General features: G+C 63.3%; 15 protein-coding genes, 1 tRNA gene and 1 pseudogene. All 17 read left to right on the plus strand.

Going from position 1 to position 15,156, the window contains the following annotated elements; genetic code table 11:
* The first annotated feature begins 423 nt into the window (after positions 1-423).
* The 17 genes and pseudogenes from fmt to PPN31114_RS11275 all read left to right on the plus strand — a co-directional run bounded on the left by fmt (position 424) and on the right by PPN31114_RS11275 (position 15,146).
* On the plus strand, positions 424-1,407 hold the full coding sequence (fmt, locus tag PPN31114_RS11195) for a methionyl-tRNA formyltransferase (protein ID WP_150679587.1): 984 nt from the start codon (positions 424-426) through the stop codon (positions 1,405-1,407).
* Positions 1,408-1,621: 214 nt separating this feature from the next.
* Positions 1,622-2,482 (plus strand): zinc metalloprotease HtpX, encoded by an 861-nt coding sequence (gene htpX / locus PPN31114_RS11200; RefSeq protein ID WP_150679588.1) that lies wholly within the window; start codon positions 1,622-1,624, stop codon positions 2,480-2,482.
* A 119-nt stretch (positions 2,483-2,601) separates the two neighbouring features.
* Positions 2,602-3,936, plus strand: a complete 1,335-nt coding sequence (rsmB, locus tag PPN31114_RS11205; protein WP_425325284.1) for a 16S rRNA (cytosine(967)-C(5))-methyltransferase RsmB — start codon at positions 2,602-2,604, stop codon at positions 3,934-3,936.
* Positions 3,933-4,517: pseudogene (locus PPN31114_RS26425) on the plus strand (DUF4390 domain-containing protein); the annotation flags it as partial. The gene rsmB and the pseudogene PPN31114_RS26425, both read left to right, overlap by 4 nt.
* Before the next feature lie 325 nt (positions 4,518-4,842).
* Positions 4,843-7,134, plus strand: coding sequence for a sensor histidine kinase (locus tag PPN31114_RS11215; RefSeq protein WP_150680366.1), 2,292 nt, complete (start codon positions 4,843-4,845; stop codon positions 7,132-7,134).
* Positions 7,135-7,872 carry a response regulator gene (locus PPN31114_RS11220; protein WP_150679591.1) on the plus strand — a complete coding sequence of 246 codons (738 nt, stop codon included), beginning with the start codon at positions 7,135-7,137 and terminating at the stop codon, positions 7,870-7,872. It abuts the gene before it with no gap.
* A 116-nt stretch (positions 7,873-7,988) separates the two neighbouring features.
* A tRNA-Phe gene (locus PPN31114_RS11225) sits at positions 7,989-8,064 on the plus strand.
* Positions 8,065-8,250: 186 nt separating this feature from the next.
* On the plus strand, positions 8,251-8,997 hold the full coding sequence (queC, locus tag PPN31114_RS11230; RefSeq protein ID WP_150679592.1) for a 7-cyano-7-deazaguanine synthase QueC: 747 nt from the start codon (positions 8,251-8,253) through the stop codon (positions 8,995-8,997).
* A 26-nt stretch (positions 8,998-9,023) separates the two neighbouring features.
* Positions 9,024-9,659, plus strand: coding sequence for a 7-carboxy-7-deazaguanine synthase (gene queE / locus PPN31114_RS11235; protein ID WP_150679593.1), 636 nt, complete (start codon positions 9,024-9,026; stop codon positions 9,657-9,659).
* Between the two features lie 9 nt (positions 9,660-9,668).
* Positions 9,669-10,112, plus strand: a complete 444-nt coding sequence (queD, locus tag PPN31114_RS11240) for a 6-carboxytetrahydropterin synthase QueD (RefSeq protein WP_058376785.1) — start codon at positions 9,669-9,671, stop codon at positions 10,110-10,112.
* 165 nt (positions 10,113-10,277) lie between these two features.
* Positions 10,278-10,706, plus strand: a complete 429-nt coding sequence (locus PPN31114_RS11245) for a DsrE family protein (protein ID WP_150679594.1) — start codon at positions 10,278-10,280, stop codon at positions 10,704-10,706.
* Positions 10,707-10,858: 152 nt separating this feature from the next.
* Positions 10,859-11,569, plus strand: a complete 711-nt coding sequence (locus tag PPN31114_RS11250) for a tetratricopeptide repeat protein (protein ID WP_150679595.1) — start codon at positions 10,859-10,861, stop codon at positions 11,567-11,569.
* A gap of 367 nt (positions 11,570-11,936) precedes the next feature.
* Positions 11,937-13,145 carry a PrgH/EprH family type III secretion apparatus protein gene (locus tag PPN31114_RS11255; protein ID WP_174987949.1) on the plus strand — a complete coding sequence of 403 codons (1,209 nt, stop codon included), beginning with the start codon at positions 11,937-11,939 and terminating at the stop codon, positions 13,143-13,145.
* Positions 13,146-13,181: 36 nt separating this feature from the next.
* Complete coding sequence (locus PPN31114_RS11260; RefSeq protein ID WP_150679597.1) at positions 13,182-13,433, plus strand: EscF/YscF/HrpA family type III secretion system needle major subunit; 252 nt, start codon at positions 13,182-13,184, stop codon at positions 13,431-13,433.
* 41 nt (positions 13,434-13,474) lie between these two features.
* Complete coding sequence (gene sctI, locus PPN31114_RS11265; RefSeq protein ID WP_150679598.1) at positions 13,475-13,780, plus strand: type III secretion system inner rod subunit SctI; 306 nt, start codon at positions 13,475-13,477, stop codon at positions 13,778-13,780.
* A complete protein-coding gene (locus PPN31114_RS11270; RefSeq protein ID WP_150679599.1) occupies positions 13,777-14,538 on the plus strand; it encodes an EscJ/YscJ/HrcJ family type III secretion inner membrane ring protein in 762 nt (253 codons plus the stop codon). The genes sctI and PPN31114_RS11270 overlap by 4 nt, the downstream gene beginning before the upstream one ends.
* Entirely contained in the window at positions 14,535-15,146 is a 612-nt protein-coding gene (locus PPN31114_RS11275) for a type III secretion apparatus protein OrgA/MxiK (RefSeq protein WP_150679600.1), read from the plus strand. Before PPN31114_RS11270 ends, PPN31114_RS11275 begins: the two co-directional genes overlap by 4 nt.
* Positions 15,147-15,156: the final 10 nt, after the last annotated feature.

Consider the following 15,156-nt stretch of genomic DNA (forward strand, 5'->3'; position numbering starts at 1 on the left):
TTCGTGTGGGGCACGCTCTCGACGCTGCTGCTGCCGTGGATCAACGAGGCGCGCAGTTACCGCACGCCGTTCGTCGCGATGATGAAATCGTTCGTCGACGCGGGCGGCACGCTTAACGGCACCTGCGTCGGTTCCTTCAATGTCGGGGAGTCGGAGCGCGCGATGCTCGACTACTTCGTCTCCATTCGCCCCGTGCAGCTGCCGAGTCTGAATGAGGCGACGCAATGCCGAGTGCTGCTAGTGCTCGACAAAGCCGCCGCCCGTATCGACGCCCCCGCCGGGTGGCGCGAGGTCTGGCAGGGCGGTCGTGCGGGCGATACCAACGAGCGTTTCCGGCTGCTGGTCTCCCCCGACTTCAGCTTTACGCCGCTCAGCCGCTACCCCACTCAAAAGCCTTAAGCGGGTCGCAGGAGAAAGTTAGTCATGACGCTTCGTATCGTATTTGCCGGCACGCCGGAATTTGCACAAACCGCGCTGGCCGCCATCGATGCGGCGGGTTTTCCTGTCGAACTGGTGCTCACGCAACCCGATCGCCCGGCCGGGCGCGGCATGAAGCTGCAAGCCAGCCCTGTCAAACGCTATGCCGAAGCGCACGGCATGCCGGTCGCGCAACCGCCATCGCTGCGTCGCAACGGTAAATATCCCGACGCCGCAACGGCCGCGATCGAGCAACTGCGGGCACTGGCCCCCGACGTCATGGTCGTGGCCGCTTACGGCTTGATCCTGCCGCAGGAAGTGCTCGACATTCCGTGCTACGGCTGTTTGAACATTCACGGGTCGTTGCTGCCGCGCTGGCGTGGCGCAGCACCGATTCATCGGGCGATCGAAGCGGGCGATGCCGAGACGGGCATCACCATCATGCAGATGGATGCGGGCCTCGACACCGGCGCGATGATTCTGCGCGAAGCCGAACCCATCGGCCCGGACGACACCACCGCCACCCTGCACGACCGCATGGCGGCGCTGGGCGGCAAGTTGATCGTCGAGGCGTTGCGCCAGTTGGCCCGCGACGGCAAATTGCCAGCCGAGCCGCAACCCGAAGCGGGCGTGACCTATGCTGAGAAGATAGCCAAGCAGGAAGCGGCGCTCGATTGGCGCCGTCCGGCCGATGCACTGGCGCGTCAGGTGCGGGCGTTCGACCCGTTCCCCGGCGCCTTGGGCACGTTGAACGGCACGGCAGTCAAGCTCTGGCGCGCCAGCGCCGTGGCTGGCAAGGCCGGTGCGGCACCGGGTACCGTGCTCGAAGTGAGCGCTAACGAAGTGATCGTCGCCTGCGGCGAAGGCGCATTGCGCGTGACGGAATGCCAAAAACCGGGCGGCAAACGGCTGCCGGTGCGCGAGTTTCTCGCCGGATTTGCCATCGCGCCGGGTGACACGTTCGAGGCAGTGTCAGGCGCCGACGCCTGACATCACTCCGACAAATGCGGGTTTTATTCTTCAAAATGCACTAAAACGCCCGCAAACGTCGCCGAAAGCGTCGCCAAGCTGCGGCAACCGCGTGGAAATGCCCTTGAATTTGCAGGCAGGCATTGAATTTTCGATGCACTGCCTCATCTAACGCCCGAGGACACGCGAAGTGCGTGCCATCCTCAAGTCATCTAGATTTGCAGAGGAGAACACTATGTTCAATTGGATGAAGACCACCCTGCTGATGGCGGCCATCACCGCGTTGTTCATGGTGGTGGGCGGCATGATCGGCGGCAAGCAGGGCATGATGCTCGCGCTGGCGTTTGCGCTCGCGATGAATTTCTTTTCGTACTGGTTCTCGGACAAGATGGTGCTGCGCATGTACAACGCGCAGCAAGTCGACGAAACCAGCGCGCCGCAGTTCTACAACATGGTGCGCGAGCTCTCGCAGCGTGCGGGGTTGCCGATGCCGAAGGTGTATCTGATTAATGAAGATGCCCCCAATGCCTTCGCGACCGGCCGGAATCCGGAGAACGCCGCTGTGGCGGCCACGACCGGCATTTTGCGTGTGCTCTCCGATCGGGAGCTGCGCGGCGTCATGGCGCACGAGCTGGCCCACGTGAAGCACCGCGACATTCTGATTTCCACCATTTCGGCCACGATGGCCGGTGCGATTTCGGCGCTCGCCAACTTCGCGATGTTCTTCGGCGGACGCGACGAGAACGGCCGTCCGACCAACCCGATTGCGAGCATTGCGGTGGCGATTCTCGCGCCGCTTGCCGCATCGTTGATCCAGATGGCGATTTCGCGTGCGCGCGAATTCGAGGCCGACCGGGGCGGCGCGGAAATTTCGGGCGATCCGCAGGCACTGGCGGCGGCGCTCGACAAGATTCACCGCTACGCACAGGGCATTCCGTTCGCGGCGGCCGAGCAGCATCCGGCCACGGCGCAGATGATGATCATGAACCCGCTCTCGGGCGGTGCGATTGCCAATCTGTTCTCGACCCACCCGGCGACCGAAGAACGTATCGCGCGCCTGATGGAAATGGCGCGCACGGGGCAATACCCGGCCTAAGGCTAAGGGGAACCGGCCTTGGCGCCGCGTCCTGCGGGTTGCCGTGCGTCGGGAGACAGTCTGCTATCCTGTCGCCCGACAGCCGTCCGATAGCCTCACATGCCCGCCGTCGCGCGGGCATGTTCGTTTGTAGAATGCCCATGCCGCAACCCACTCTGCCCACCGAATCTCTGGCGTACGCGCTGCAACGTGCCGCGCAAGCCCTCGAATCTGTCCAGAAGGGCATGGCGTTGCCGCAAGCGCTGGCCCAGGCCACGACGCAGTGCCCGCCACCCGCGCGCGCCGCGGCACAAGATCTTGCCTACCGCACCGTGCGCCGTCTGGGCAGCAGCCGCGCCTTGCTGGCCGTGCTGGTCAAGCCCGCATTGCAAGCCCGCGTGCGCGACATCCTGCTGTGCGCACTTGCCTTGCTGCAAGACCCCGCCGAAGACGCTGCGTACACCGAATTTACCGTGGTCGATCAGGCCGTCGAAGCGATTGCTGCGCAACGCCGCACGGTTGCCGCGAAGGGGCTGGCCAATGCCGTGCTGCGCCGGTTCTTGCGCGAGCGCGAGGCATTGATGGCGCAGATCGCGAGCGACCCCGAAGCGCGTTGGAACTACCCCGCCTGGTGGATCGACACCGTGCGTGCCGCGTATCCCGATCAATGGGAGACCTTGCTAGCCGCCGGTGACAGCCGGGGCCCGATGACTCTGCGTGTGAACACGCGCCGCGTCAGTGTCGCTGAGATGCAGGCCAACTTGTCGCAAGCAGGCATGGCATCGGAAGTCATCGGTCAAGTGGCGCTGCGCTTGGCGCAGGCGGTGCCGGTCGAGCGGTTGCCGGGCTTCGCCGAGGGCTGGGTATCGGTGCAGGACGCCGGTGCGCAGTTGGCGGCCCCCCTCGTGCTAGGCGAGCATCCGCGTGCTGGCATGCGCGTGCTGGACGCATGCGCCGCGCCGGGCGGCAAGACGGGGCATCTGCTGGAGATGGCCGACGTGCAGGTCACCGCGCTCGAGTCGGATCGCACGCGCGTGCCGCGCATCTATGAGAATTTGGAACGCCTTGGACTGAATGCAGACGTGCGCATCGGCGACGCCGGCACGCCTGCGAAGTGGTCGGGCGGCGGTTGGGACGGCGTGCCGTTCGATCGCATTCTGGCCGACGTGCCGTGTTCGGCGGCGGGCATCGTGCGTCGTCATCCGGACATTCGCTGGCTGCGCCGCGCAGACGACATCGCGGCACTGGTGGCCGAGCAGCAGCGCATCTTGCTGGCGTTGTGGGACACGCTGGCAGTTGGCGGCGAACTGATCTATGCCACGTGCTCGATCTTCCCGTCGGAAAACGAACAGCAAGCCCAATGGTTTGAACGGGTTCGCACAGATGCGGTACGATTGGACGCTCCCGGGCAATTGCTGATGACTCCCGGCGGCGCCCACGACGGTTTCTATTACGCTCGCTTCCAGAAACGGTGACTTTCTCCCAACGGCTACTGGCCTGCCTGCTGCCGCTGCTGTGCGTTGTTGCGCTCGGCTTTGCGGGGCCGGCACGCGCCGACAACGAAATTCAGGTGCGCGAAGCCCGGCTCGAACCCTCAGAGGGTGGCTGGACACTCGACGCGCGCTTTGCCTTCGAACTTAACAGTAGCCTGGAGGACGCGGTCAATCGCGGCGTCTCCCTCTACTTCACTACCGATTTCGAACTCACACGATCGCGCTGGTATTGGTTCGACGAGAAGGTCGTCACCAGTTCGCAGAGTGTGCGGCTGTGGTTCCAGCCGCTCACGCGCCAGTACCGGGTATCGAGCAACAACGGCAACAGCAGCAACAGCGGTTTGCAACTCGGCTTCGGATCGTTGCGTGAAGCGCTGGCGCTGGTGCGCAATGTGAGCGGCTGGCGTGTCATCGACAAAGGGGTGGTCAAGCCCGGCACGCAGTATCAGGCGTCGGTGCGCATGCGGCTCGATAACGCCCTCATGCCCAAGCCGTTCCAGATCGACGCGGTAAACAATCGCGACTGGAATCTGAGCTCCGACTGGGCACGCTTCCTGTTCTCGCCGCCACAGCCGCCTGCGGCTGCCAGCTTGCCGGGGTCGGCCAACGCGATGGCGTCTGCGGCACCGGCGGCGGCACCTGCCCCCGCCTCTGTCACGTCTCCGGCGTCGGCATCGAGCCTCTCTTCTGGCCTCGTGCCGCAGGCTCAGCCGATCGCATTGATCGCCTCGCCGGGCGACGATGACGCCGCCACGAATTCCGATGTGCGGCTCATCGGCCATCTGCCGCTCGCGTTCAGTGCGGCGCTGCCGCCAGGGGCGTCTCGTGTCAAATAACGGTGGCGGCGGCCTGCTAAAGCGCATTGTCATTCGCACGCTGATCGTCACGATGGCGTTGGTCGCCATCGGGCTGTTCGGCCTGCTGGCGCTCGCGTCGGCCAACACCGAATTTTTCGATCGCTACTATTCGTTGCTCTACACCGCGAACATCGCGGTGGCGATCATCTTCATCTTCATCGTCGGCGCGCTGATCTGGATCATTCTCGTGCGCCTGCGTCAGCGGCGTTTCGGCACACGCCTGCTCGCCAAGCTTGCGATCTTCTTCGCGCTGGTGGGGGTGTTGCCGGGCGGCATCATCTATCTCGTGTCGTTGCAGTTCGTCTCGCGCAGTATCGAATCGTGGTTCGACGTGCGGGTGGAGACGGCGCTCGACTCGGGGCTCGAACTCGGCCGCGCCATTCTGAACAACGGCTTGTCCGACCTGAGCGCCAAGGCGCAGCTCGTGGCCGATAACCTGACCGCCGGCGGCGACAAGGGCGCCACGCTCACGCTGCTGCGCATGCGCGACCAGTTCGGCTTGCAAGACGCGACGATCGTCGATGGGAACGGCCGCGTGCTGGCGTCCGCGTCGGGCAATTTCAACGCGCTGGTGCCCGACCTGCCCACGCCGCTGATGTTGCGTCAGGCGCGCACGCAATCGCGTGGTTATACCGCGATCGAAGGCGGCAGCGAAGGCTACGACACGCACAGCTCGAACGATCAGTTGCGCTGGCGCGTGGTGATGCGTATTCCGTCGGGCTTCACGTCGTCGTTGCAAGACGAAGAGCGCTTCCTGCAAGTCACGCAACTGGTGCCGGTGAATCTTGCGCAGAATGCCGAGGCGGTGCAGAGCGCGTATCGGGAATATCAGGAAAAGGCGCTTGGCCGGACCGGCTTGCGCAAGATGTATATCGGCACGCTGACGCTCTCGCTGTTTCTCGCGACCTTCGTGGCGATGATGCTGGCGTTGGCGCTGGGGAGCCAGCTGGCGCGTCCGTTGTTCCTGCTGGCGCGCGGCACGCAAGAGGTGGCTGCGGGCGATCTGTCGCCCAAGGGCGAAGTGCGCACCAACGACGAGTTGGGCTTCCTCACGCAGGCGTTCAATGCGATGACGCGTCAGCTCTCTGACGCGCGTGCGACGGTCGAGCGCAACCGGCTGGCGCTTGAAAGCTCGAAGGCGCACTTGGAAAGTATCTTGTCGAGTCTGACGGCCGGGGTGTTCGTGTTCGACCGCGACTTCCGGCTGACGACGGCCAACGCGGGCGCCGAGCGCATCTTCAAGCAGAGTTTTCAAGGCGAACTGAATCGTTCGCCTGCGCATATTCCGGCGCTCGTCGAGTTTGGCGAAACCTTGCGCCGCGCGTTCGCAGATCGCGATGCGAATGCCGATCTGGGCCCGGGCGGGCACTGGCAGCAGCAAATCGGTCTCACGTTACCCGGCGAAACCGATTCGGTGACGCTGCTCGTGCGCGGCTCGCATCTGCCGGAGCCCACGATGGCGGTGGCCGGTGTGCCCACGCGTTCGGGCGGCGGCTATGTGGTGGTGTTCGACGACATCAGCGATGTGATTTCGGCGCAGCGCTCGGTGGCGTGGGCCGAGGTGGCGCGGCGTCTTGCTCACGAGATCAAGAACCCGCTCACACCGATTCAGCTCTCGGCAGAACGTTTGCAGATGAAGCTCTCGGACAAATTGCCACCGGCCGATGCCGAGGTATTGCGACGCGGTGCGACGACCATCGTCAATCAGGTGGCGGCGATGAAGCGCATGGTCGACGACTTCCGCGATTACGCGCGTTTGCCGCCGGCGGTCATGCATTCGCTGCAACTTAACGAGTTGATCGGCGAGGTGTTGACGTTATACGGTGTGGACGAGGGGCGCGGAGCAATTCGTCCCTACCTCGGTGCAGACCTGCCGGAAATTCGCGGCGACTCGACGCAATTGCGCCAGGTTATCCATAATCTGCTGCAAAATGCTCAAGATGCGGTGAGCGGAACCGAAAACCCTCTTATCACGGTGGAAACGAAGACAGTAGAATACGCAGGAGCGGACGCGCAGCCCGGAGAACCGAAACGCACGGCAGTGCGTCTGACGATCACGGACAATGGGCCGGGCTTCCCGGCACGCATCCTGACCCGCGCATTTGAACCGTATGTGACGACCAAGGCAAAGGGCACCGGGCTCGGGCTGGCGATGGTCAAGAAGATCATCGACGAACATCAGGCGCGCATCGACATCCGCAATCGCACGTTGCCCGAAGGTGAGGGCAGTGCGGGAGCACAGATTTCGATTTTGTTTACTCAATTGGCTGACGACCAGGATCTGTCGCGCAACAAGCCGACAGAACACACGAAGGTAGCGTAAATGGCAACCATTTTGGTGGTGGATGACGAAATGGGAATCCGGGAGCTGCTCTCGGAGATTCTGAGCGACGAGGGGCACGTCGTCGAGGTGGCGGAGAACGCACAGGAGGCTCGCGCCTATCGTGCGGCGCACACCCCCGACCTCGTGCTGCTCGACATCTGGATGCCCGATACCGACGGCGTGACATTGCTCAAGGAATGGGCGGCGCAGCAATTGCTGACCATGCCGGTCATCATGATGTCGGGCCACGCCACGATCGATACCGCCGTCGAGGCGACCAAGATCGGTGCGCTCAACTTCCTCGAAAAACCGATTGCCTTGCAGAAATTGCTGCAAGCCGTCGAGCAAGGGCTCGTGCGCGGCAAACGCGACGCCGCCGGCGGTGCGCCGAGCGCGTTCGATGCTGCGGATGACGACCTCGAAACCGGCGTGTTCGGCGAGAGCGAACCCCGCCACACGGCCACGGGCTTGAATGGCACTGCTGTGCACACGCCGCTGAGCGGGCACGATGCCGATGGCAGCGTGAGCGCGGGCGGCAGCGGACTGGCCGCCGACATTTCGTTCGACGTGCCCCTGCGCGAAGCGCGTGACGCTTTCGAGCGCGCGTACTTTGCTTATCACCTGGCGAAGGAACACGGCAGCATGACGCGTGTGGCCGAGAAGACGGGGCTGGAGCGCACGCACTTGTATCGCAAGCTCAAGCAACTGGGCGTGGAGCTTTCCAAGAGCAAGACCTGACTGACCCGGCCAACGGTATTCCGGAGTTTCCGGGAGGCCAACGCGCAATTCCCGCAGGTTTTTTCGACAAAGGGCTTGCGAAAATCACGTGGACTCTCTATAATCGCTTTTCTCTTGGCCCGGTAGCTCAGTTGGTAGAGCAGCGGATTGAAAATCCGCGTGTCGTTGGTTCGATTCCGACCCAGGCCACCAAATTCGAAGGGCTTGCGCACAGCGCAAGCCCTTTTTGCGTTTCACGGAAACGCTCCCGGATGACGGGTATAACGCCCCGCTGATATCGCGTTATCCACGTGACCTCCCGCACGCGGGCTGCCCCGGTGGCCTGAATCGCGTGCCCGGCCCCCGTCGTCCTGACGGCGAGGGCGATACTGCTAGCGCATGATCATGACGACAAGCACCGATTCCGCTCTGGTCCTGTTCTCCGGTGGACAGGATTCGACCACTTGCCTCGCGTGGGCGCTCTCACGCTATGCGCGCGTCGAGACGCTGGGCTTCGATTACGGCCAGCGTCACAGCGTCGAGCTGGAGTGCCGCACCGACGTGCTCGCCAAATTGCGTGAACGTTTTCCGCAGTGGGCGCCGCGCATGGGCGACGATCACATGATCGATCTGTCGATTCTCGGCCAGATCAGCGAGACCTCGCTCACGCGCGAGACCACCATCGCGATGGCAGCCAACAATCTGCCGAACACGTTCGTGCCGGGCCGCAATCTGTTGTTCCTGACGATCGGTGCGACCATTGCCTATCGCCGTGGTTTGCGCGTGTTGGTGGGCGGTATGTGCGAGACGGATTTCTCGGGCTATCCCGACTGCCGAGACGACACGATGAAAGCGTTGCAAGTCGCGCTCAATCTGGGCATGGACCAGCGCTTCATCGTCGAGACGCCGCTTATGTGGATCGACAAGGCCGACACTTGGCAGATGGCACAGGATCTCGGTGGCAATCTGCTCGTCGAGACCGTGCGTGAAGACACGCATACGTGTTATCTGGGCGAGCGCAGCGTGTTGCATGCGTGGGGCTACGGCTGCGGCGAGTGCCCGGCGTGCCAATTGCGTCAGCGTGGTTACGAGCAGTGGCAGGCGCGCACTCAGGAAGGCCGCGATCAGACGCGCGGCGCTGCCTGATTTTTCTAGAACGAACCGAGAGCATCATGACGTACGCGGTAAAGGAAATCTTCTACACCTTGCAGGGCGAGGGCGCGAATGCCGGTCGCCCGGCGGTGTTTTGCCGATTCGCGGGGTGCAACCTGTGGACCGGCCGCGAAGAGGACCGGGCGGACGCCGTATGCCAGTTCTGCGATACCGAATTTGTCGGCACCGACGGTGAGAACGGCGGCAAGTACCGTACACCGGCGGACCTCGTCGCGCAGATCGTCGCACTGTGGCCTGAAGGTGACCGGGCGCACCGCTTTGTCGTCTGCACGGGCGGCGAGCCGCTGCTGCAACTCGATGCGCCGTTGATCGATGCGCTGCATGCCGAAGGCTTCCGCATTGCGGTGGAGACGAACGGCACGCAGGTGGTGCCGGAAGGTATCGATTGGGTGTGCGTGAGCCCGAAGGCCGATGCCGAACTGGTGGTCACGCGCGGCGACGAGTTGAAGGTGGTCGTGCCGCAAGACCGCCAACGTCTGGCCGCTTACGAGACGCTCGACTTCACGCACTTTTATCTTCAGCCGATGGATGGTCCGCTGCGCGACACCAATACGAAGCTGGCGATCGATTACTGCAAGTCGCATCCGCGCTGGTCGCTGTCGATGCAGACGCACAAATACCTGAATATTCCCTGAGCCGTTGCCGTGATTACGATTACCCGGAAACTTGAATTCGATGCGGGCCACCGCATTCCCGATCACCGCAGCCAGTGCCGTAATCTGCACGGGCATCGCTACGTGCTCGAGATCACGCTCGCAGGCGAAGTGAGCCGCGAGAGCGGTGCGTCGGATAACGGCATGGTGATGGACTTCGCCGATGTGAAGGCGCTCGCCAACGAGCATCTCGTCTCGGTGTGGGATCACGCGTTCCTCGTGTATGAGGGCGACACGGCCGTGCGCGATTTTCTCGCGACGATGCCGGATCACAAGACGGTCGTTTTCGATCGCGTGCCGACGGTCGAGAATCTCGCCGCTGCCGCATTCGACAAACTGAGCGGCGTGTTCGATGCCCACTACGGCCGCGATTTGCGACTGGTGCGCCTGCGCTTGTACGAGACGCCGAACTGCTGGTCGGAAGTCACGGCATAACGGAATTACGCGCGTTAGGCCTTTCACGCTGCGCGTCACTCAGTAGAGCCCGCCGGACCTAGCGTCTTGCGGGCTTTTTGTTTTTGGGGTGACGCCCTTGCAGCACGATCGCCGCAGCAAGCTATCATGCGGATTGCACACCGTAACTCAAAGGGGACAACTCAAATGAAATCGTTTTTGCGCGGCCTGTTTGCCGCTTTGCTGTTGACGGCTTTTGCTTTGCCGGCCACGTCGGCCTTCGCGAAAGACAAGGTCGTGTACCACATCAATGACGCAGACAGCCAAGCGATTGCCGGGCTGCGTAACATCCGCAATCAACTCGATACCGTGCCGGACACCGAAGTCATTGTGGTTGCCCACGCGAAAGGCGTCGATTTTCTGATGAATGACTACAAGGCGAAAGACGGCGTCGACGTGGCGAGTCTCGTCACCGGCCTGCATGCTCGCGGCGTGAAGTTCGAAGTGTGCGAAATCACCATGAAGCAGCGCAATCTGACCAAAGACCAGTTCGTGCTCGACGCCGACTTCACGCCGTCGGGCGTGGTCGAACTCACGCGTCTTCAGCAGAAGGGTTACGCCTACATCAAGCCGTAAATCGAAGACAAGACGAGCTTCGCGGGAAAGCACACCCCGAAACGCCGGAGATCACCCCGGTTTTCGGGGTGTTTTTCATGGCGAACCGAGTCACCGACACGCGTGGCCGGTTTGGCGCACAATAGGCGCGTGCCCGCCCTCGGAGGTACCTCATGTCGACGTCCTACGCCATGCGCTGGCTGCTTGCCAGCACCGCACTCACGCTAGTGAGTGTCGCCTGCCAATCGATCCCGTATGCGGTGGCGGCGGCTCAGGCGCCTGCGCAGGCACTGACCGATCAGGCGGTCCACGACTACGAGGCGGGACAGCAGACGCAAGCCCTCGACGAGTTCCGCCGCGCCGCACAGCAAGGCAACCGCCTGGCGCAATTCGACTACGCGATGATGCTGCTCGCGGGCGAAGGCGGGGCACCCGATCCGCAGGGTGCCGTGCAATGGCTCGACCGCGCAGCCAATGCGGGCATGACGCAGGCACAGTACGTGTACGGCAAGATGTACGACGATGGCTACGTCGTGAACAAGTCGATTCCACAAGCTAACCACTGGTACGAAAAGGCGGCGCAGCAAGGCCACGTGCAGGCGCAAGCGGCGATTGCCAACGAATACTTCATCGGACGCGGTGTGCCGAAGGACTACAAGATCGCCTTCGGCTGGTACGAAAAAGCCGCGCGAGGCGGTGACCTGCCATCGCAGTACATCGTCGCGAGCTACTTCGAGCGCGGCTACGGCGTCGTGACCCCCGACCTCGATCGGGCACGGTTCTGGTACGAGAAAGCCGCGGCCCAAGGCGATATCGCTGCCCAAGGCAAACTCGACGCCTTCAAACGGCAAGGCACCGCAGACAACGCCACTTCCGCCCGGTAATCGCCCAAACCGGCGGCGCTGACGTTTCAACGTCACCGCCGCCCACCACGCGGGCCGCCTACCACATCACGTCAAATCCGTCTGACAGACGGTAATCCCACCGCGCATCGTTTCCCGCCACAGTCTCCGGGCTTTCCGGGCGAGGGCCGCATTCCGTGCGGCTTTCGCGTAGCGCAGCCGCGTCTGCAAATCATGATCGCGCTCGGGGGATTTACGAAGAATCCCATCATGACTCGATATCTCCGCGTCAGTAGCATCGGCGTCAACGATGTTACTCATAAGGAGCGCGAACGCCGCATGTCGCGGGGGACTCGCGGGAAGCCGAATCTCGCAGCCGTCGCACGCATCGCCTGCTCGCGAACAATTGATGAAGCCAGACACTCTGCCGGATGCGATCGAAAGCGTGCAGCACAGTGCCGTGCTGCGTCTGCTCACGGGGCCGATGCGCGGCTGCGAATTCATGCTGACCAATGGGGTGACGTTGTTCGTCATCGGTCCCAGCGATCCGGCGATCGACCGGGGATGGCAGGCGGACATCCCGCCGAACGCCATCTATGTGCCGATGGACGGCGAGGGCGACAACTTCGAAGTCTTGGTCGACCACGACGGGCGCCCGGGGGTTTTCGTCAGAGTGCTGAGCGATGCGGCGGGCCGAGAGATGGGTATCGACGCCACGCAGATCGCAGACATCGGCGACGTGCGTATCGGCGTGAGACGCGCGAGCGAGCCGTGGTCGGAAGAGGTATCGCGCAGCATGTGCGCGCCAGCGGGTGCGACCGACGCGGCCATGCATCCGGACAAGCGTCGCCGCCGCTGGCGCCAAATGCTTTGGGTGACGGTGCTGCTCATCGGCGTCGCGGGCAGTTCGTGGCTTTATCTGCGTAGCGCGCCGCAGCGGCAAGCCGAAGGCATCGCCGACTATCTCGAGACGATCGGCGGGCGTGCACGGGTGCTTCCCGGCACCGACGGCATGATGTACGTGCTCACGGAAGACAGCGCACAGCGCCTCTCTCTGACGCGAATTCTCGGGGCTGCGGTCATTCAGCGCGAAGGTCTGGTCGTGCTGGCGCTCGACGAAGAGAACGATCGCATTACGCAATGGATCGACGCGTCGCGCAATCAGGTCCCCTATTTCAAGCTCTATTTCGACGATCCGGCGACGCCCGAGTTGTGGGTCGGCAAGCAGCACTTCCGGCTCTCGTCGCCTGAAGCCGCGCAGTTTCGCAGCTTGCTGCACGAGAAGATGCCTTACGCCAAACGCGTGAGCATCGTGCCGCACGACGAGGCCGACGCCAGCAACGAAGCCGAAGACGCACTCAAGCGGCAGATGGTGCCCTTCCTGCGCACCGATACCCCCGAGGGCGTGACGTTCCACATCAGCGCCGAACTCGACGACGTGCAATTGCGACGTCTCTACAGCTTCATGGAGTCCTTCGCCAAACGCTGGGGAACCAAGCTCGTGCGATTCAACGTCGATTTGCGCGATGACTGGACCGGTCAGAAATCCTATTCCTACGGCGCGATGGCCTACGTCAAGGAAGGTCCCCAGCAGTGGCAGTTTATGCAGCCGCAGTAACCCCCCCGCAGTCACCCCACTACACAGGAGTTCCCCATGGCAGATATCACCCCCCCCGATGGCTACAGAACGCTCGAGACCATGTCGTGGGCGTTCGACGAAACCGCGAAAGATCTGGACAAACGCCTTCAAGAGGCATTCGAAGAAGTGAAGAAAAAGACAAGCGACGCCAGCGCACTCGCCGCGTATCAGGCCAGGCTCGGCGAAAAAACGATGGTCTTGAGCGCGCAGTCGTCGACCGTGAAGACTTGGCGCGACACGGCGGCCGGCATCATCCAGAAGTTCTGACGCGATGCCGACTTCCCTTCAACCCTGACAGGAGCACCGTCATGACAGCCGCCATTGCCCCCGCAATGCGACCCGAAGCGCTCGATATGCAGACCTCGGTCATCGCTGGTGACGCCGGTACCGGAGGCTCGCTGGAGTCGCGTTTCCTTCATGCCGCGGCCGACTTGTCGGCTCGGTATGAATCGGAGCGCATCCGCGTAACCGACGATATCGGCCGAATCGACGCATCGGACCCCGTTGCGCTGAATGCCATGCAAGCCCGTCTGGGCGAATACAGCGTGGAAGTCTCGATGACCGCCACGCTGGCGCGCAAGGCCGTCGGTGCCGTGGAGGCCTTGCTCCGGTGAACTTCCGTCATGCCCTCCTCGCGTGCGTAGTCGTCTCGCTGGCCGCTTGTCGGCACAGCGAGACGCTGCTCACGTCGCTCGACCAGCAGCAAGCCAACGAAGTGGCGGCGGTGCTGCTGCGTCACGACATTGCGGCGGAAAAGGTCGATGCGGGCAAGGCGGGCTATACGATCAAGGTCGACGCGGCCGACTTTCCGTCCGCCGTCGACTGGCTCAAGACCTACGACTTGCCTTCACGCCCGCGCGTGGAGATTGCGCAGATGTTCCCGCCCGACGCGCTGGTGGCGTCGCCCCGCGCCGAACGTGCGCGCTTGTACTCGGCCATCGAGCAACGGCTCGAGCAGTCGCTGCGGTTGATGAGCGGCGTGCTGGCGGCGCGCGTTCACCTGAGCTACGACGTCGAGGGACTGGCGATGGATCAAGCGCAGACGGCACCGCACGTTGCCGCCGTCGCGGTCTATCAGAAAGGTGCCGATCCCACGGCACTGATCAACGACATCAAGCGCTTTCTCAAGAACAGCATCGACGATGTGCGCTACGAAAACATTTCCGTCGTGCTCTCGCCGCAGCCGGACGCGCTCGATCTTCCCACGGCGTTGCCAATGAATCATGGCGATAGTGGCCGCAACGACAAATTCTGGACGATCGGACGACTCGTCTCGATGCTGGCGTTTGTGGCGCTCATCGGCATCGGCGCGTTGGCGCTCGCGCGCTCGGGCAAGGCGCGCATCCCCGCTGCCACGGAGGACGCGCCGTGACCCTGCGCTCGAAACCCGGTCTGCGCGAATCCTCCAGCGCCATTGCCGTGGGCTGGCGGCTGATGATGTTCGATCCGGTGTCGTACATCCATCCGGCCCATTTCGCGCTGCCCGAATCGCTTTCGTCGCCGCGTCAGCGCGCCGTCGTCAACGAAATCCTGATTGTCGCGCTGGAGCTCGATACGCACTGGCCGTTCGACCGCGTCGGCATTGCAGAGCGTGCGTGGCTGCTCAACTGGCGGCGCTTGCCGCAGGTGGCTTACCTGATGGGATGTCAGGCGCTCAAGGCCGGGTTGTGTCGCCGCGCAGCATTACTGCGCTTGCCCGCGTGGGCGACGGCGTTCGCCCGCTTGCCGCTGCTTGAGCCGACCTCACCGACGGGGCCGCACCCGCCTTCCCATGCCGATCTGCTGGCCGAGGGATTTTCGCGCCTGACCGCGATGGCGGCGCCCCTTCCCGAGCCCGTCCGCCAGCGTCTGCCGTTGCTGTTTGCCTCGAACGTTGCCCGCATCGCGCATTGCCCGGGCGCGTTCGATTTACGTCTGTTCGTGACTGCCTTGCAATATGCCAAAAAGCATCCCCATTCCCCCCCTGACGCCGGTCATTGACGGTGTGCTC

Source organism: Pandoraea pneumonica (genome assembly GCF_902459645.1).
Classification (GTDB): domain Bacteria; phylum Pseudomonadota; class Gammaproteobacteria; order Burkholderiales; family Burkholderiaceae; genus Pandoraea; species Pandoraea pneumonica.